The organism is Altererythrobacter chaiwopuensis (genome assembly GCF_054957735.1).
In genome coordinates this window covers 73,919-91,400 of record NZ_JBTXJF010000002.1, presented here as the reverse complement: position 1 = coordinate 91,400, position 17,482 = coordinate 73,919, and the positions used below count along the sequence as shown (strand labels likewise).

Genomic DNA, 17,482 nt, shown 5'->3' with positions numbered 1-17,482 from the left:
AGGGCGCGCAAGCCGTGGCGGCAAGCCGCTTCAGTCCATGGTGACCACAAGCTTGCCTACCGCCTGGCGGCTTTCGAGCTTGGCAATGGCGTCGCCGCCGCGCTCGAGCGGGAAGGTTTCGGAAACCAGCGGATCAATCTTGCCATCCTTCATCATCTGGAACAGCTCCTCCACCTGCTGGCGGAATTTGATCGGCTCGCGCGCCGTGAACGCGCCCCAGAACACGCCTGCAATATCGCAGCTTTTAAGCAGCGTCAGGTTGAGCGGCATCTTGGCGATGCCCGCCGGGAAACCGACCACCAGAAACTTGCCCTCCCAGGCGATGGCGCGCAGCGCAGGTTCGGAATATTGCCCCCCCACGATGTCATAGACGATGTTCGCGCCTTCAGGGCCGCAAGCTTCCTTGAAGGCATTGGCAAGCGCCTTTGAAGCGTCCTTGTCCATCTCGCCCTTGGGATAGATCACCACTTCGTCAGCGCCCGCCTTGCGCGCAACCTCGCCTTTTTCCTCGGAGGATACGGCCGCGACTACGCGCGCACCGAAAGCCTTGGCAAGTTCGACTGCGGAAAGGCCCACGCCGCCAGCAGCCCCCAGAATCAGCACGGTATCGCCTGCCTTGATATGGCCGCGATCCTTCAAGCCATGGATTGTGGTACCATAGGTCATCAGCAGGCTGGCGGCCTTTTCGAACGGCACGCCATCGGGGATGGGGAACATCCGGCCGGCGGGCACCACTACCTTTTCGGCCAGCCCGCCATTGCCGATCCCGGCCATCACCTTGTCGCCGACCTTGAAATCTTCGATCCCTTCGCCGACGGCTTCGATCACTCCGGCGATCTCGCCTCCGGGGGCATAGGGGCGCTGGGGTTTGAACTGGTAAAGATCGCGGATCATCAGCGTATCGGGAAAGTTTATGGCACAGGCCTTCACCGCAACCAGCACCTCACCTTTGCCGGGGGAGGGGACCTCCACTTCATCAAGCGTCAGGGTTTCCGGCCCACCAATTGCGTGGGTTCTGAGGGCTTTCATGCGCTAATCTCCGTTCCTCTCTCGATCCAGGGCATGTCGCGGCCCCGGCGTTGTTCATATGCCGCAATCGCTTCATCACGCGCCAGCGTCAGGCCGATTTCATCGAGCCCGCCCATCAGGCAGTGCTTGCGGAAGGGATCGATCTCGAAGGTGAAGCGATCCTGGAACGGCGTCGTCACCGTCTGGTTCTCAAGGTCAATCGTTATCTCGTCGGTCTCGGCGACTTCCATCAGCCGGTCGACCGCATCCTGCGGCAACACCACGGTGAGAATGCCGTTCTTGAACGCATTGCCCGAGAATATGTCGGAAAAGCTTGGGGCGATCACTGCCTTGATGCCCAGATCGCCCAGCGCCCAGGCCGCGTGTTCGCGGCTCGATCCGCAACCGAAATTGTCGCCCGCGATCAGGATCGGCGAACCCTTGTAGTGTGGGTCGTCGAAGACATTGCCTTCCTGCGCGCGAATGCTTTCGAAGGCGCCCCGGCCAAGGCCTTCGCGGGTGATGGTCTTGAGCCATTCGGCGGGAATGATCACGTCCGTATCGATGTTCTTCGCGCCAAAGGGATAGGCGCGCCCCTCGATCTCTTTGACCGGCTCCATTACTTTGCCGACTCTGGAAACGCTGGCAATCGATCCAGGTGACGCGCGTCGTGCTGGATAATCACAGTCGCATCAAGCGACTTGGCGATTGCGTTGAAGCGTTCCATCGAAGCAAGTGTATCCGCGCGGTTGGTGTTGAATTGGGGTACGCCACGGTTCGTAACCTGCTCTTCGAAATGATAGAGATCACCGGTCAGCAGGACGTCGCCCTTCTCGGGCAGGCGGACCAAAAGGCTTGTGTGGCCCGGCGTATGACCCGGCATCGCCTTGATCAGTACCGATCCGTCACCGAACACGTCATGGTCCTGCCCGATGGCGGTAACCGGTGCGGCCTCTTCGCTCAGCCACGGAGCGAAAGGGCGAGGATCGACAAGCGGATTGGGCTCTGGCGTGGCCTTGACCACTTCCCAGTCGGCAGCACCGATCAGCAAGGTTGCTTGGGCGAAGTCTGCCAGCTGGCCGGTATGGTCGAAGTGGTAGTGGCTGGCTGCTGCGTAGGTGACATCTGCGGGGCTGATGCCCAGTTGGGCAAGCTGATCGGTGATTGTTCGCTCCAGCGAGACGGTGAAGGCACCATCGGTAAAGCTCGTGCCCAACAATTGCGATGACAGGCCCGTATCCCACAAGAGGTACTGGCCCCCATTGCGGATCAGATAGCAGCTTACGGTCAGAGTCCGCGGCTGTCCGTCGTAAAGATGCGCGTCGGAAAACGATTCCGAATCGCTCAAATCGATGGTGCCGCAATCAAGCCGCCACATCTCGAGATCGGGGGTGTCTTGCGCCGCGAGCGGCGCGGAGAGAGCGGCTGCAAAGATCGTGGCAAGAAATCTCTTCATCATCGTATCCCCCCTACTTGCGCCAAGCGTTCAATCGGTCTCCGGATTTTCGCCCGATGGAATGGTGGGCTTGGGCTCGTCCTTCTTCTTGCGCTTGCTGGCATAAAGCAATGCAGCGGCGATGGCTGCGGAACCGATTGCGGCAGCGCCCAGGGCTGCCTTGCCTTTGTTCGATTTGGTCATGGTTTCTCTATGGTGTCGCTATCGCTTGGGGGCAAGGGATCATGCGGTGAACTGGCGCACATCGGCGAGATGGCCGGCAACCGCCGCCGCTGCTGCCATGGCAGGCGAGAGCAGGTGCGTGCGCGCACCCGGCCCCTGGCGGCCGACGAAGTTGCGGTTGGAGGTGGAGGCGCAGCGCTCGCCCGGCGGGACCTTGTCGGGGTTCATGCCAAGGCAGGCCGAACAGCCCGGCTCGCGCCATTCGAACCCGGCGTCGAGAAATATCCTGTCGAGCCCCTCTTCCTCGGCCTGTGCTTTTACCAGCCCCGATCCCGGCACCACGATCGCCCAGCGCACGTTAGGTGCCTTTGTGCGCCCTTTCAGTACCGCTGCCGCAGCGCGCAAATCCTCGATCCGGCTGTTGGTGCAACTGCCGATAAAGATGTTCTCGATCGCAATATCCTGCATCGCCAAGCCCGGCGTAAGCCCCATATATTCAAGGCTTTTTTGAGCGGCCGTCTGCTTTGAAGGGTCGGCAAAGCTGGCCGGATCGGGCACCACACCGCCAATCGCCACCGTGTCCTCGGGGCTGGTGCCCCAGGTGACAGTCGGCTCGACCTTGCTGGCGTCAATAGTGACCGACTTGTCGAAAACTGCGCCTTCATCGGTACTTAGCGTCTTCCACCAGGCAAGCGCGGCATCCCATTCCTCGCCCTTGGGAGCCAAGGGCCGGCCCTTGATATAGGCAAAGGTTGTCTCGTCCGGCGCGATCAGACCCGCGCGCGCCCCGCCTTCGATGCTCATGTTGCAGACGGTCAGGCGTTCCTCGACGCTCATCGCCTCGAAAACCGAACCGCGATACTCGATTACATGGCCCGTGCCGCCGGCCGCACCGATGGTGCCGATGATGTGGAGGATGAGGTCTTTCGCGGTGACGCCCGGGCCAAGCGAGCCATCGACCCGAACCTCCATCGTCTTTGAACGCTTCAATTGCAGCGTCTGTGTCGCGAGCACATGTTCGACTTCGCTGGTGCCGATGCCAAAGGCGAGGGCGCCCAGCCCGCCGTGACAGGCGGTGTGCGAATCCCCGCAGACGATCGTTGTGCCCGGCAGCGAGAAGCCCTGCTCTGGCCCGACGACATGGACGATCCCCTGCGTCGCTGCGGCCGCATCGATGTAACGAATACCAAAAGCCGGCGCATTGGCTTCGAGCGCGGCAAGCTGCTGCGCGCTCATCGGGTCAGCGATCGGGATGCGTTTCCCGCTCGCATCCAGGCGCGGGGTGGTCGGCAAATTGTGATCGGGCACGGCCAGAGTGAGATCAGGGCGGCGCACATTGCGACCGCTAAGCCGCAATGCTTCGAACGCCTGCGGGCTGGTCACCTCATGCACAAGATGCCGGTCGATGTAGATCAGCGAGGTGCCGTCATCGCGGGTTTCGACAACATGTGCGTCCCAGATCTTCTCGTATAACGTGCGCGGGTTGCTGGCCATGGGTTCCTGCTCTTTCAACGGCGCGATTAGCGGCCAATCGGCAACACTGGCAAGCCAGTTGAGCGCCACGAATTGAATAGTCATGGAAAGGAAAGCTTTGCATACCTAACTAACATGCATGTCAGCACAACCCTTTACCTTTCCGATCAAGGTCGCCCCTGAAGATATCGACTTCATGGGCCACGTGAACAATGCCCGCTATCTCAACTGGGTGCAGGACGCCGTCCTGGCGCATTGGAACAAGCTGGCCCCGGCCGAAGAGGTGGCAGACAAGGCCTGGGTCGCGCTCAAGCATGAGATCACCTATCGCCGGCCCGCCTTCCTCGAGGACGATGTTATTGCACAGACCGTGCTCGAACATTTCCAGGGTGCGCGCGCATTCTATCACACCGTGATCCGCCGCGGCGAGGAAGTCCTGGCCGAGGTCAAATCGAGCTGGTGCTGCATCGATGCCCAGACTTTGCGCCCGGCGCGGATCGGCGAGCATTTGCGCAGCTTCTTTTTCCCGGACGGCTGATCGGCTATAAGCCTTGCCATGCCCCACTGGTTGATCCCATTCGTCATTATTCTTGCCACGGTCGTGGCCATGGAATGGGTCGCATGGGCGTCACACAAATATATCATGCATGGCTTCGGCTGGGGGTGGCACCGTGACCACCACGAACCGCACGACAAGGCGCTGGAGAAGAACGATCTATTCGCGATTGTTGGTGCCGCGATGAGCATTTCCATGTTTGCCGTTGGCTCGCCCATGGTGATGGGGGCGCAGGCGTGGTGGCCGGGCACATGGATCGGGCTGGGTATCCTGATCTACGGCATCATCTACACACTGGTGCACGATGGCCTGGTCCATCAGCGCTATTTCCGCTGGGTGCCCAAGCGCGGTTATGCCAAGCGACTGGTGCAGGCACACAAGCTGCACCATGCGACGATCGGCAAGGAGGGTGGGGTGAGTTTCGGTTTTGTCTTTGCGCGCGATCCAGCGAAATTGAAGGCCGAGCTCAAGTTGCAGCGCGAAGCAGGCATAGCCGTCGTGCGAGGGGCGGCAGACACCTGATCACTCGTTGCGTGTCCAGATCCAGCTTCCCGAGATCAGCAGAATTGCCAGCGAAAGGAACACCCACGGCGCGCCCAGCGTAAGCCAGGTGAAGCCGACCCCTGCAGTAAGTGCGCCCAGCGCCATCACCTTGGCGCGGCGGTTGATCGCGCGGCGTTCACGCCAGTCCAGGACCTGCGGCCCCCAATGCGGGTGATCGAGGATCTTCTTTTCCCACGCAGGGTTGCTGCGGGCAAAGCAGAAAACCGCGATCAACAAGAATGGCACAGTCGGCAAGATCGGCAGGAACGCGCCCACCGCAGCCAGCGCGACCGAGGCAATCCCTCCTGCCAGATAGAACCCGCGCATATCAGCCCGCAGCAATGCGCGCGGCATGCTCGCGTACCAGAGCGATCATATTGGGCACGCCTTGTGTGCGGTTGGAGGAAAGCTGGTTCCTGAGGTCGAACGGCTCAAGTGCCGCAGTAACATCGAGCCTGGCGATCTCACTCGCTGGCTTGTCCTGCACGGCAGAGATTACCAGCGCGACGATCCCCTTGGTGATTGCGGCATTGCTGTCAGCCAGGAAATGCAGCTTGCCGTTCTGCTCGGTGGGATAGACCCAAACGCTGGCCGAGCAGCCGCGCACCAGCGTTGCATCGGTCTTCAGGGCATCGGGCATTTCGTCGAGTTCACGGCCAAGTTCAATCAGCAGGCGATAGCGTTCATCGCCTTCAAGGAACTCGTATTCTTCAAGGATATCGGACAGGGATCGCAAGTGTTCAATACTCGTCATTGCGAGCGAAGCGAAGCAATCCAGGGTCTTGCGCGCATCCGCTCATGGATTGCTTCGTCGCTGCGCTCCTCGCAATGACGATCTCCGGGGATGCTGCACATGTAGGCGGCCCTGATTACAAATCCACCCCGCTGGCGATGGCTTCCAGCTTCTTGATGCGTTCCTTGAGGTCAGCAATCTCGATCCTTGCCGCGCTGTTGCCCACGCCGCCTTCGATTTCACGCGGCGCAATGTCGAGCTCTTGCTGCTTCAATGCCAACCAGCCCTGCCAGGCCTTGAGCAGCGCAAAGGCAACCACGCACAGGCCTACCAGCGATGCGGCGGCGATAATCATTGTCGGTTCAAACATGCCCTCATGCCCTCCTTGAACCCTTGGCCCTACCTGTCCTGCTTGCCATGATGGTCGCGCAGGCCTTCGATTTCTTCAGCGATCCGGCGCGTCTCGCGCGCGTCGACCGAATTTCCGTCAGTGGCTATGCGTTCGAGTACCTGGATACGTTCGCGCAGGCTTTCCACTTCATCCTGTAGTTCGGCCTCGCGGGCGCTTGATTGGCCCTGGTCATGATAACCAGGCCGGTCGCTGCCGCGGTAGCGCGAACGCATGACACCGGCGACTGCGGCTATCAGCACGATCAGGACTATGGCACTCCACATGCTCATTGTGCGGCTTCCCGTTGCTGGGGCAGCATATCGTGTTTCTCGGCATCACGCAGTCGATTGATTTCATGCGTCAAATGGTATCCGCTATCGGTCACGATCCCTTCGACATTGGCGAGCCGGTTTTTGATCGATCCGAGTTCGGCGTGCAGCTGCGCGTTTTCCTGTGTCAGACGCTTGACCCGATCTTCGGATTCGGTGCTTTTGGGATAGACGGCTTTGCCCCAGCTGTTTTCCAGTGGATAGCCGTGCTTGACCCGGATGAAAGTGTTGATCACCCAGGCAATCGACATGGCGACTGCGCCAACGCCAATCGCGGGGGCCAATACTTCAAGCATTGCCGCGTCCATTATGCGCGCTCCCGTTTGGCCATGCCCAGCGGCACGCCGCTGTCATGCTCGTCCACACGGCGCGTGTCGCGCAGTGCTTCGATCTGTGTGGCAACATCATAGCCCTTGTCAGTGACGATGCGTTCGAGCACCTGCACGCGGTCTTCGAGCCGCTGAACCTGCGAAGCATATTGCGCCGCGCGTTCGGCCGTATTCTCGGCGGTAGTACTGACCTGCAATTCGGCGATCTTCTGCTGGTGCTTGGTCCAGACAATGAAGCTGACCATCAGGAAGGGTGCTAGCGGTACCAGTATCCAGATGATGTCTTCCATAACTCTATTCCCCGTTCCCTGATTTCAACGCAGGCGTTCGATTTCCGCGGTAAGGCGCGGATTGCTGCTGACGTAATAATGCTCGACTTCGGCCAGGCGGCGGTCAACGTCGCGGAAGCGGGCGCGGATCTCGCGCGCGGTGCGCTGCGGGCTCTGGCGCACGCGCTGCCAGTACTTTTGTTCGTCCTGGTCAACATAAAGATGCGGCGGCTTCTTGCTCAACAGCAGGCCAGCGATGAAATAGGCCGGGATTACCCATCCTCCCGTCATCGGGATCAGGAACAGTGCGCCCAGACGCACCCAGAAGGTGTCAACTCCGGTATAATCTGCAATGCCTGAGCATACGCCCATCAGTTTGGCATTGTGCTTGTCGCGGTAAAGCGTGGTGCGGGGGCTGTTCACTTGGAAGCTCCTTTCTTCTCGGCCATCAGGCTTTCGAGTTCGCGCAATTGCTGGTTGTCGCGTTCGTGTTCGGCGATCAGTCGCTTGGGTTGGAAATCGGGATTGTCGCTGGCCACCAGGCGCTCGACGGTATCCATGCGCTCGTCCAGGCGCTTGGCAAGGCTGTAGAGTTCGTCCAGCAGCACTTCGTCATCAGTGGTGATGGTGGCGGCGGTTTTCCACTTGGTGATGTAGTGGAGGATTATCCATGGGAGGAAAATGAAGATCCCAAAGATCGCCAGTACACTTTCGAAATCCATGGCTTAGCCCTCCTTTTCGGCGCCGTCTTTGCCGAGCGCCTTTTTCATTGCTTCCAATTCTTCGTCGATCTTGTCCGCACCTTCGAGCGCGGCGATTTCGTCCGCAAGGCTGGGCTTGCCTGACTGGTCGGCAATGCTCAGCGCTTCGGCGCGGCCTTCGGCATAATCGACGCGGCGCTCGAGCTGGTCGAAGCGGGCGAGCGCTTCGTCGGTCCGCTCGGTGCTCATCAGCGTGCGCAGCTTGACGCGGTTTTCCGCACTTTCGAGCCGCGCGGCAATTGCAGTCTGGCGGCTGCGCGCCTCGCGCAGGCGATGCTGCAGCTTCTGGATGTCTTCCTCATAAGCGCGCAGCGCATCATCCAGCACCGCGATCTCCTGCTTGAGCTGGTCAGCCATGTCGACCGCCTTTTTCCTCTCAACCAGTGCCGCGCGGGCCAGGTCTTCGCGATCCTTGCTCAGCGCCAACTGGGCCTTCTCGCCCCAATCGGCCTGGAGCCGGTCAAGCTTGACGATGTGACGATGCATCTCTTTCTGATCGGCGATGGTGCGTGCCGCGCTGGCGCGAACTTCCACCAGCGTTTCCTCCATCTCGAGGATGATCATGCGGATCATCTTGGCCGGGTCATCGGCCTTGTCGAGCATATCATTGAAGTTGGCGGCAATAATATCTCGTGTGCGGCTGAAAATGCCCATGAAGGCTACTCCGTTGAAAAAACTCTCATCGTCAGTCGAACGCTTGCGCGACTGGGTGGGGGTGGGGCTCTGCCGCAGGCGTTCGATTTCCGCATCGAGCCGCGTGCGTCGCTGGGGGAGCTCGCGGGAAAGGGGTTGGGCCGGAGCACTGTCGCCAGGACTGGATTTGGCGCCAGCGGGATCGCTCTCACCTGAAGATTTCAGGGGGGGGGCAGAGCGCTCCGGCCCGAAAGGGGAATTTTCGGTTGGCTTGGTCATGCCATTTCGACCATTTCGCACTGCGTAGCGGCAGCGAAAGCTGGCGTGGCATGCATCTGTGCGCTGAGGGCGACGAATGCGACCATCGCGGAAATGCTTGCCAGGGCGGCCTGTCCCAGCTTGCTCTGGAAAAAGCGGCGGTCGTACATTGCTCGAACACTCCTTTGCGGTTTGTTCATTACTCAGCAAGCAGTGTGCCAAACTAAAAAAAGTGCGATAAAACAAATAGATGATAGCTCACCGATCCGGGATGATTGGTTTCTGTTGCCAAGGATTGGGGGATTTCACTATAGATTGGGCCATGAAGCGCGAAAACCAGTTCATTGGCCAGTCCGGGGCCTTTCTTGATGCCGTCGAGCGCGCCAGTCGCGCCGCGCCGATGAGCCGCCCGGTGCTGGTTATTGGCGAGCGCGGGACTGGCAAGGAACTCATCGCGGAGCGTCTTCATCACCTCTCGACTCGCTGGGGCGAACCGCTGGTCGTGTTGAACTGCGCCGCGTTGCCCGAAACGCTGATCGAAGCCGAATTGTTCGGGCACGAGGCGGGGGCATTCACCGGTGCTACCAAAGCTCGCGCGGGCAAGTTTGAGGAAGCCGACAAAGGCACGCTATTTCTCGACGAACTGGGCAACCTTTCGATGGCAGCGCAAGAGCGATTGCTGCGTGCAGTCGAATATGGCGAAGTGACAAGGATCGGCTCCTCGCGCCCGATCAGGGTCGATGTGCGGATCGTCGCCGCCACCAATGACGATCTACCGCGCATGGCCGAACGCGGCGAGTTCCGCGCCGACCTGCTTGATCGGCTGAGCTTTGAAGTGATCACCTTGCCACCGCTCAGGGTGCGAGAAGGCGATGTTGGCGTGCTGACGGACTATTTCGGGCGGCGCATGGCGGCCGAGCTCGAATGGCACGAGTGGCCCGGAATTGCGCCGCATGTGCAGCGCCAGCTCGATGAATATGAGTGGCCCGGCAATGTGCGCGAGCTGCGCAACGTGATCGAACGGGCGGTTTATCGCTGGGATAATCCGGCGGAACCGATCGGATACGTGCAGTTTGACCCGTTCGACAGTCCGTGGAAGCCCTTTGTGCCGAGCCATCGCAAGGCTGAACAGGGGCAGTCGAAATCCCCCCCAGCTTCCGGTCGGAATGCGGACGCCGCGCCGACTGCCGCTGCGCCGCTTGATCTTGACGCGGTTGACGATCTGCGCGGCGCGGTGGACGCGCATGAGCGCGCCATCGTGGAGCATGCACTCGGCAAGCATCGCTGGAACCAGCGGCAGACCGCCAAGGCGTTGGGCCTGACCTATGACCAGCTGAGGCATTGCATCAAGAAGCATGGGTTGATGCAGGAAACTGAGGAAAGTTGAACGCAGCCCGGCTTTTGGCCGCCTCTATCCCACGCGCAGTAAGTGTCGCACAGCTCATCAGGCCCGGGTTTTGCCAAAATTCACCCGTTGGGATATGATGCAAGCGGGATTGGGGGCCGTTGCCGGGTGCCGTGCAGGCATGTAGCTTTGCGGTCCATTTTCAGGGAGGGCTGATCCTATGAAAACCAAGGTAAGAATTGGGGCTGCGATGGCCGTATCGGCGATCGCATTGGTTGCTACCGTGGCTGATGCACGGCACCAATGGCGCAAATATGAATGGGCTTATGATGGTACGCCGATCAATGTTGTGATCTATGACAATACAAGCCGCGCGGGGCACGATCAAACCGGTCGGAGCTGGTCAGACCGTGTAGCCGATGCTTCGGCAGACTGGAATGTATCAAGCCGGATCGACGGCTCGGTCACAAACGGCAATAACCCTGGTTGCGATCTGATTACCGGCCAGATCCACGTTTGCAGCGATGATTATGGCAGCAATGGGTGGCTTGGAATTGCCAGCATTTCGATCAACGGGAACGAGATCATCGCCGGTTCCACCAAGCTCAATGATTTTTATTTTGCCCAGTCGCGGTACAATTCAGAGGACTGGAAACAGCTCGTGGCCTGTCAGGAAATAGGCCACGATTACGGGCTGGCGCATCAAAACGAAAATTTCAATACTGATGCCACTACGTCATGCATGGAATACACCAGTTGGCCAGCGGGCAATACCACGCCCGACCAGCACGACTATGACCAGCTTGAAGCGATGTATACTGTCAGTGGCGGCTCGACCGGCGGCGGCAAAGGTGGCGGCAAAGGTGGCGGCGGTGGCGGTAAACCGGCCAAACTGCCCTCTGTCGGGAACACCCAGAACACATGGGGCACCCCGATCGACTATCTGCCCAATGGCAAGCCTTTCATGTTCGAGCGCGAGATGAACGGATATCGAATTATCACCCATGTGACATGGACGATCGAGGAAGCCCTCGAGCAGGGGGGGCACCATGACGGGCCTGTTGTTCGCCAGCACAGTGGCGATCATCATTTCGATAATTGATCAGGCAAGTAACTAACTGCACCAGACTATTGTAATGGGGGCCTGATGCGCGGCCCCCTTTGCTTTGGTGCTTGCAAAGAATCGATCTGCCGCCTATCTGCACGCCATCCCGACATTGTCGATACAAGGTTTGGATGCTGGCGCCGCAAGGGGCCGGCCCAAAAGGCCTTGTCGCACATGTCATGCAGAATGGAGAATAAATGGCGGACATCACGCGCCTTACGCAGATCATCGAGCCCGAAGCGAAAGCTCTCGGCTTTGATCTGGTGCGCGTAAAGATGATGCCGTCTGAAGCTGGTGACGGTGGCCAGGCGCTGCAGATCATGGCTGAAGACCCGGCGACGGGCCAGCTGGTGATCGAACAATGCGCCGCGCTTTCGCGGCGGGTTTCCGATGCGATGGACGCGTTGGAAGAACGCGGTGAAGTGCTGATCGCGGGCGCTTACCACCTTGAAGTCAGTTCGCCCGGTATCGACCGCCCGCTGACGCGGCCCAAAGACTATGCTAATTGGGCAGGGCACGAGACCAGGGTCAGCATGGACAGGGCATGGGATGGCCAGCGCAATCTGCGCGGCACCCTGAAAGGGATTGATGGTGACATGGTCACTATCGATGACAGGAAGGCGGGCGTGGTGTCATTCCCGCTCGATATGATTCATTCGGCACAGCTGGTCTTGACCGACGAGCTTATTGCCGCCACTCGGCCGCTCGACACTTCTGGTGTAGAAGAAGTGATTGGCGGTGTTGAAGACATCGTTGAAGAAGAAGAAGAGGCTCAAGACTGATGGCCACCGCAATTTCCGCCAACAAGGCAGAACTGCTCGCGATTGCGAATGCTGTTGCTTCGGAGAAAATGATCGACAAGTCGATCGTGATCGAAGCGATGGAAGAGGCGATCCAGAAGGCAGCGCGTTCGCGCTATGGTGCGGAGAACGATATTCGTGCCAAGCTCGATCCGCTAACCGGAGACCTGCGCCTGTGGCGCGTGGTTGAAGTGGTTGAAGAGGTCGATGACTATTTCAAGCAGATCGATCTGAAGGCTGCGCAGAAATTGCAGTCCGATGCGAAGCTGGGCGACTTTATCGTCGATCCCCTGCCTCCGGTTGATCTGGGCCGTATCGATGCGCAAAGCGCCAAGCAGGTGATCTTCCAGAAGGTCCGCGATGCTGAGCGTGAGCGCCAGTATGAGGAATTCAAGGACCGCGCGGGCGAAATCATCACCGGCGTGATCAAATCGGTCGAATTCGGCCATGTGATCGTCAATCTGGGGCGTGCCGAAGGCGTGATCCGCCGCGATCAGCAGATCCCGCGCGAGGCCGCCCGTGTCGGTGAGCGTGTGCGGGCGCTGATCACCAAGGTCGAACGCAACAATCGCGGCCAGCAGATATTCCTAAGCCGTGCGCACCCCGATTTCATGAAGAAGCTGTTCGCGCAGGAAGTGCCCGAGATTTACGACAGCATCATCGAAATCAAGGCCGCTGCGCGCGATCCGGGCAGCCGCGCTAAGATCGGTGTGATCAGCCACGACAGCTCGATCGACCCGGTCGGTGCCTGCGTCGGCATGAAGGGTAGCCGCGTTCAGGCCGTGGTGCAGGAACTGCAGGGCGAGAAGATCGATATCATTCCCTGGAGCGAAGACACGGCGACCTTCGTGGTCAATGCATTGCAGCCGGCAACGGTCGCCCGTGTAGTGCTTGACGAGGAAGAAGGCCGCATCGAAGTGGTCGTGCCCGATGACCAGCTTTCTCTGGCAATCGGCCGCCGCGGCCAAAACGTGCGCCTCGCCAGCCAGCTGACCGGTCACCAGATCGATATCATGACCGAAGAAGAGGCGAGCGAGAAGCGCAGCAAGGAATTTGCCGAACGCTCGAAGATGTTCGAGGAAGAACTCGACGTGGACGAAACGCTGTCGCAGCTGCTGGTGGCGGAAGGCTTCGCCGAGCTTGAGGAAGTGGCTTACGTCGAAATGGACGAGCTGGCTTCGATCGAAGGCTTCGACGAGGAGCTGGCTGAAGAGCTGCAGAACCGCGCCAAGGAAGCGCTTGACCGCCACACAGAGACCGCGCGCACTGAACGCCGCGAGCTCGGCGTGGAAGATGATCTGGCCGAGATTCCGCATCTTACCGAACAGATGCTGGTGACGCTGGGCAAGGCGGGCATCAAGACGCTTGACGATTTGGCCGATCTTGCCACCGATGAACTGATCGCGAAGAAGCGCGAAGCGCCGCGCCGCCGTGCAAATGCCGACGGCCCGCCGATGCGTCGCCCCTCGATCCGCGAGCAGGACAAGGGCGGTGTGCTGGGCGAATACGGCCTGAGCGAAGAGCAGGGCAATGAGATCATCATGGCCGCCCGCGCGCACTGGTTCGAAGACGAAGTGGAAGCAGCACCCGCTGCGACCGACGAGGCACCAACCCAGGAGGCCGCCGATGCGGACTCCACCCAATGAGCGCCTGACGTCCGGCATCGCTGACACGCCCAAGGCACGGACCAAATCCGAGCCTGCCAAGTCCTGTCCTGAACGCCGCTGCATCCTTACTGGCAAGGTCGCTACGCGCGGATCACTGATCCGGCTTGCGATTTCGCCGGAAGGTCTTGTCCTGCCGGATGCACATGCAAAGGCTCCGGGCAGGGGGGCCTGGCTTGGGGTCAGGCGCACCGAACTTGAAACTGCGCTTGCGAAGGGCCAGTTGAAGGCTGCGCTGATGCGGGCCTTCAAGGGTGCGAGGCTGGAAATTCCGGCCGATTTACCATCGCGGATCGAAACAGCGCTGACAAAGGCGCTGCTTGACCGGTTGGGGCTGGAACTTCGTTGCGGCAATGTCGTGCTGGGCACCGCGCGCATCGAAGAACAGGCCCGCAGCGGGCGGGCCGAACTGCTGCTGCATGCCTGCGATGCCAGCGAGGACGGGCGCAAGAAGCTTGACCAGGCATGGCGCGTGGGGCGCGATGCGGAGGGCAGCGGCGAGCGTGGCATTGTCTTGCCACTGGACCGGGCGGCTTTGTCTGTGGCATTGGGCCGCGACAATGTCGTCCACCTGGCGCTGAATGACAGCGCCGCGGCGGGGCGAGTCCTGGGGGCTCTGGGACGCCTGCTGCATTTTCTGGAGGGCACCTTGCCCTCCGTAGACATTGGCAAACCGGGCTTTTCCGGATGCCAGGACGAACAATTGAACGCGTGAAGGACGTACGAGCTAGATGAGCGACGAAGAAAACAAACCTGCCCGTAAACCGCTTGGCCTGAAGCGGGCGGTCGATGCTGGCGAGGTCAAGCAGACCTTCAGCCACGGCCGTACCAACAAGGTTGCGGTGGAGGTCAAGCGCCGCCGCAAGCTCGTGAAACCGGGCGAGGAACCGGCCGCGCCCCCGCCGCCGCCCCCGCCGCCTCCGCCGCCACCTCCCGTAGCGGTGAAGGCCCCGGTCAAAAAGCCCGCTGCGTCCAAGGAAACACCGCAAGAGCGAGTCGCGCGCCTTCAGCGCGAGGCCGAGGAAGAACGGCTTAGGCTGACCGAGCAAGCGCGCATACGCGACGATGAGCAGGCCAGGAAAGCTGCCGAGGAAGAAAAGAAGCGCGCCGGAGAAAACCGTGCGCAGGAAAAGAAGGCTGAGGAAGATGCGCAGAAGCGCGTTGTCCAGGAAGTCCAGGATGCCGCTGAAGCTGTGGCCGAACCGGCTGAAGCGCCCGCCGATCCGGGGACACCGACGCCTGCCGCACGCAAGTTCACGCCGGTAGAACGGCCTGAGCCCAAGCGTCCGGAAAAGAAGAAGAAAGAAGAAAAGCCCTCTCGGGGCGACGGCAAGGACAAGCGACGTTCGGGCAAGCTGACGGTTACCAAGGCTCTGAACGAGGACGAGGGACGTCGTGCCCGCTCGCTCGCCGCGCTCAAGCGCGCCCGGGAAAAGGAACGTCGCCTGCATGGCGGGCCGGCGGTTCCGCGCGAAAAACAGTCACGCGATGTCGTGGTGCCGGAAGCGATTACCGTCCAGGAACTCGCCAACCGCATGGCGGAAAAGGGTGCCGACCTTGTGAAGGCCCTGTTCAACATGGGCATGATGGTGACCGTCAACCAGACGATTGATCAGGACACTGCCGAACTGCTGGTTGAGGAATTTGGCCACAACATCACCCGTGTTTCGGAAAGCGATGTCGATATCGACACTTCGACGGACCAGGATCCCGAGGAAACGCTGAAGCCGCGTCCGCCGGTGGTCACAATCATGGGCCATGTCGATCACGGCAAAACCAGCCTGCTTGATGCACTGCGGGGCACCGATGTCACCAAGGGCGAAGCCGGTGGCATCACCCAGCACATCGGCGCCTACCAGATCAATACGAAGGGTGGTGACAAGCTGACCTTCCTCGACACTCCCGGCCACGAAGCATTCTCTGAAATGCGCGCGCGCGGAGCTAACGTGACCGATATCGTAGTGCTGGTGGTGGCGGCTGACGACGGCGTGATGCCGCAGACGATCGAGGCAATCAAACACACCAGGGCAGCTGGCGTACCGATGATTGTGGCGATCAATAAATGCGACAAACCCGAAGCGAAGCCCGACAATATCCGCAATCGCCTGCTTGAACATGAGGTGGTTGTCGAAAAAATGTCCGGCGATGTGCAGGATGTGGAAGTTTCCGCCAAGGCCGGGACCGGGCTTGACGAGCTGATCGAAAAAATCCTGCTACAGTCCGAACTGCTCGAGCTGAAAGCGAACCCCGAACGTGCGGCGGAAGCGACAGTGATCGAAGCCCGGCTTGACAAGGGCCGCGGCCCTGTGGCGACGGTGCTCGTCACACGCGGAACGCTGAAGCGCGGCGATACCTTCGTGGTTGGCACGGAAAGCGGCCGAGTGCGTGCCTTGGTCGATGACAAGGGCAAGCAGGTCAAGGAGGCAGGGCCATCGACACCAGTCGAAGTGCTGGGCCTTGGCGGCGTGCCCGATGCCGGCGAACGGCTGACCGTGGTCGAAAACGAGCAGCGCGCCCGCGAAGTGGCCGAATTCCGCCAGGCCAAGGCAACCGAAAAGCGCACGGCGCTTGCACCGACCAACTTCGACACAATGTTCTCCAATCTCAAGAGCGATGTGATCGAATTTCCGGTGGTGGTGAAAGCTGATGTGAAGGGCTCTGTCGAAGCGATCAACTCGGCGCTGCACAACCTCTCGAATGACGACATCAAGGTGCGTGTGCTGCACGCGGGTGTTGGCGCGATTACCGAAAGCGATGTCACGCTGGCAGCAGCATCGGGCGCGCCGATCATCGGCTTCAATGTCCGCCCCAATCCCAAGGCGCGCCAGCAGCTCGAGAAAGACAAGGTGCGGATGATGTATCACGATGTGATCTATCACCTGACCGAAGAGATCGCGAAAGAGATGGCTGGTGAACTTGGCCCCGAGCGGATCGAAACGGTTGTCGGGCGTGCCGAAGTCAAGCAGGTTTTCCCGGCCGGCAAGAGAGACAAGGCAGCCGGCCTGCTGGTGCTCGAGGGGATTATCCGCAAGGGCCTCCACGCGCGTCTTACCCGCGATGATGTTATTGTTTCGGCCACCACCATCGCTTCGCTGCGGCGCTTCAAGGACGATGTCGATGAAGTGCGGACAGGCCTCGAATGCGGGGTGGTGCTGAGTGACACGAACGACATCAAGGCTGGCGACAATCTCGAAGTCTTCGAAGTCGAGGAGCGTGAGCGGACGCTGTGAGCCTGGGATTCGAGACGGAAGACGCAAGCTCGTCGCCGCACACGGCGCTGCTCGGCTCAGAGTTCACGGGCTGGGATGAAGCGTCGCAGACGGCGAGCATGCGCTTCACAGTCAAGCGCGAGATGTGCACCTGGCGTGGAGGCGTGCAGGGCGGATTGATCGCGGGCTATCTTGATGAAGTAATGGGATATGCCTTTGTCGCGGCGACCAGGGGCACGCAGGCACCGCTCAATCTGGACCTGTCGATGACGATGATCCGGCTGATACCAGAGGGCGCGGTGATCACCGGCAAGGGCCGGGTGGTCAAATCGGGCCGCCGCGTATTGTTCCTCGAGGGCGAATTGTTCGACGAGGAAGGGCGCGTGCTGGCACGGGCGACCTCAACTGCGATCCCGACGCCGCGGCCTTCTCCCACTGAAACAGGGATGGGGCAGTAA

Annotated in this window: 24 protein-coding genes; 9 read left to right on the top strand and 15 right to left on the bottom strand. The window is 60.4% G+C overall.

From position 1 onward, the window contains the following. Positions 1-30: 30 nt before the first annotated feature. From ACX3VQ_RS09755 to leuC, 5 genes are read right to left on the bottom strand one after another with little or no spacing between them, the layout of a single operon-like run. Entirely contained in the window at positions 31-1,029 is a 999-nt protein-coding gene (locus tag ACX3VQ_RS09755; protein WP_462580866.1) for an NADPH:quinone oxidoreductase family protein, read from the bottom strand. Then, positions 1,026-1,628, bottom strand: coding sequence for a 3-isopropylmalate dehydratase small subunit (leuD, locus tag ACX3VQ_RS09750; protein ID WP_462580865.1), 603 nt, complete (start codon positions 1,626-1,628; stop codon positions 1,026-1,028). Before leuD ends, ACX3VQ_RS09755 begins: the two co-directional genes overlap by 4 nt. Then, complete coding sequence (locus ACX3VQ_RS09745; RefSeq protein ID WP_462580864.1) at positions 1,628-2,467, bottom strand: N-acyl homoserine lactonase family protein; 840 nt, start codon at positions 2,465-2,467, stop codon at positions 1,628-1,630. The genes leuD and ACX3VQ_RS09745 overlap by 1 nt, the downstream gene beginning before the upstream one ends. Positions 2,468-2,494: 27 nt before the next feature. Next, positions 2,495-2,647: an isopropylmalate isomerase gene (locus ACX3VQ_RS09740; RefSeq protein ID WP_462573025.1), complete on the bottom strand. Its 153-nt coding sequence runs from the start codon at positions 2,645-2,647 to the stop codon at positions 2,495-2,497. Positions 2,648-2,686: 39 nt separating this feature from the next. Continuing rightward, positions 2,687-4,120, bottom strand: a complete 1,434-nt coding sequence (gene leuC / locus ACX3VQ_RS09735) for a 3-isopropylmalate dehydratase large subunit (protein ID WP_462581203.1) — start codon at positions 4,118-4,120, stop codon at positions 2,687-2,689. Between the two features lie 118 nt (positions 4,121-4,238). Between leuC and ACX3VQ_RS09730 the strand changes: the two genes are divergently transcribed. Continuing rightward, a complete protein-coding gene (locus ACX3VQ_RS09730; RefSeq protein ID WP_462573027.1) occupies positions 4,239-4,637 on the top strand; it encodes an acyl-CoA thioesterase in 399 nt (132 codons plus the stop codon). A gap of 30 nt (positions 4,638-4,667) precedes the next feature. Next, positions 4,668-5,177 (top strand): sterol desaturase family protein, encoded by a 510-nt coding sequence (locus tag ACX3VQ_RS09725; protein ID WP_462573028.1) that lies wholly within the window; start codon positions 4,668-4,670, stop codon positions 5,175-5,177. Here the strand turns inward: ACX3VQ_RS09725 and ACX3VQ_RS09720 are convergent, their stop codons facing one another. From ACX3VQ_RS09720 to ACX3VQ_RS09675, 10 genes are all read right to left on the bottom strand, one after another. Continuing rightward, positions 5,178-5,552 (bottom strand): YbaN family protein, encoded by a 375-nt coding sequence (locus ACX3VQ_RS09720; RefSeq protein ID WP_462573030.1) that lies wholly within the window; start codon positions 5,550-5,552, stop codon positions 5,178-5,180. After that, complete coding sequence (locus tag ACX3VQ_RS09715; protein ID WP_462573091.1) at positions 5,527-5,934, bottom strand: SufE family protein; 408 nt, start codon at positions 5,932-5,934, stop codon at positions 5,527-5,529. Before ACX3VQ_RS09715 ends, ACX3VQ_RS09720 begins: the two co-directional genes overlap by 26 nt. A 133-nt stretch (positions 5,935-6,067) precedes the next feature. Further along, complete coding sequence (locus ACX3VQ_RS09710) at positions 6,068-6,301, bottom strand: hypothetical protein (RefSeq protein WP_462573032.1); 234 nt, start codon at positions 6,299-6,301, stop codon at positions 6,068-6,070. A 29-nt stretch (positions 6,302-6,330) separates the two neighbouring features. Next, positions 6,331-6,612 carry a hypothetical protein gene (locus ACX3VQ_RS09705; RefSeq protein WP_462580862.1) on the bottom strand — a complete coding sequence of 94 codons (282 nt, stop codon included), beginning with the start codon at positions 6,610-6,612 and terminating at the stop codon, positions 6,331-6,333. Further along, positions 6,609-6,959, bottom strand: coding sequence for a hypothetical protein (locus ACX3VQ_RS09700; protein WP_462580861.1), 351 nt, complete (start codon positions 6,957-6,959; stop codon positions 6,609-6,611). Before ACX3VQ_RS09700 ends, ACX3VQ_RS09705 begins: the two co-directional genes overlap by 4 nt. After that, on the bottom strand, positions 6,959-7,270 hold the full coding sequence (locus ACX3VQ_RS09695; protein ID WP_462573037.1) for a hypothetical protein: 312 nt from the start codon (positions 7,268-7,270) through the stop codon (positions 6,959-6,961). Before ACX3VQ_RS09695 ends, ACX3VQ_RS09700 begins: the two co-directional genes overlap by 1 nt. 24 nt (positions 7,271-7,294) lie before the next feature. Further along, the gene (gene pspC / locus ACX3VQ_RS09690) at positions 7,295-7,672 is read right to left on the bottom strand and encodes an envelope stress response membrane protein PspC (protein ID WP_462573039.1); all 378 of its coding nucleotides are present in this window, start codon (positions 7,670-7,672) and stop codon (positions 7,295-7,297) included. Continuing rightward, positions 7,669-7,971 (bottom strand): envelope stress response membrane protein PspB, encoded by a 303-nt coding sequence (gene pspB / locus ACX3VQ_RS09685; protein ID WP_462573040.1) that lies wholly within the window; start codon positions 7,969-7,971, stop codon positions 7,669-7,671. The genes pspC and pspB overlap by 4 nt, the downstream gene beginning before the upstream one ends. Before the next feature lie 3 nt (positions 7,972-7,974). Continuing rightward, entirely contained in the window at positions 7,975-8,922 is a 948-nt protein-coding gene (gene pspA / locus ACX3VQ_RS09680) for a phage shock protein PspA (protein WP_462573041.1), read from the bottom strand. Then, positions 8,919-9,071, bottom strand: a complete 153-nt coding sequence (locus tag ACX3VQ_RS09675) for a hypothetical protein (RefSeq protein ID WP_462573042.1) — start codon at positions 9,069-9,071, stop codon at positions 8,919-8,921. Before ACX3VQ_RS09675 ends, pspA begins: the two co-directional genes overlap by 4 nt. Positions 9,072-9,223: 152 nt before the next feature. Here ACX3VQ_RS09675 and pspF point away from each other — a divergent pair, with 152 nt between their 5' ends. The 7 genes from pspF to ACX3VQ_RS09640 all read left to right on the top strand — a co-directional run bounded on the left by pspF (position 9,224) and on the right by ACX3VQ_RS09640 (position 17,482). After that, entirely contained in the window at positions 9,224-10,288 is a 1,065-nt protein-coding gene (pspF, locus tag ACX3VQ_RS09670) for a phage shock protein operon transcriptional activator (RefSeq protein ID WP_462580860.1), read from the top strand. Positions 10,289-10,466: 178 nt separating this feature from the next. Next, a complete protein-coding gene (locus ACX3VQ_RS09665; protein ID WP_462580859.1) occupies positions 10,467-11,348 on the top strand; it encodes a hypothetical protein in 882 nt (293 codons plus the stop codon). Between the two features lie 200 nt (positions 11,349-11,548). Beyond that, positions 11,549-12,133, top strand: a complete 585-nt coding sequence (gene rimP, locus ACX3VQ_RS09660; protein ID WP_462580858.1) for a ribosome maturation protein RimP — start codon at positions 11,549-11,551, stop codon at positions 12,131-12,133. Beyond that, on the top strand, positions 12,133-13,797 hold the full coding sequence (nusA, locus tag ACX3VQ_RS09655; RefSeq protein WP_462573047.1) for a transcription termination factor NusA: 1,665 nt from the start codon (positions 12,133-12,135) through the stop codon (positions 13,795-13,797). The genes rimP and nusA overlap by 1 nt, the downstream gene beginning before the upstream one ends. Then, positions 13,778-14,530 (top strand): DUF448 domain-containing protein, encoded by a 753-nt coding sequence (locus tag ACX3VQ_RS09650; protein WP_462580857.1) that lies wholly within the window; start codon positions 13,778-13,780, stop codon positions 14,528-14,530. The genes nusA and ACX3VQ_RS09650 overlap by 20 nt, the downstream gene beginning before the upstream one ends. Before the next feature lie 16 nt (positions 14,531-14,546). Continuing rightward, positions 14,547-17,045 (top strand): translation initiation factor IF-2, encoded by a 2,499-nt coding sequence (gene infB / locus ACX3VQ_RS09645; RefSeq protein ID WP_462573049.1) that lies wholly within the window; start codon positions 14,547-14,549, stop codon positions 17,043-17,045. Continuing rightward, positions 17,042-17,482 (top strand): PaaI family thioesterase, encoded by a 441-nt coding sequence (locus ACX3VQ_RS09640; RefSeq protein WP_462580855.1) that lies wholly within the window; start codon positions 17,042-17,044, stop codon positions 17,480-17,482. The genes infB and ACX3VQ_RS09640 overlap by 4 nt, the downstream gene beginning before the upstream one ends.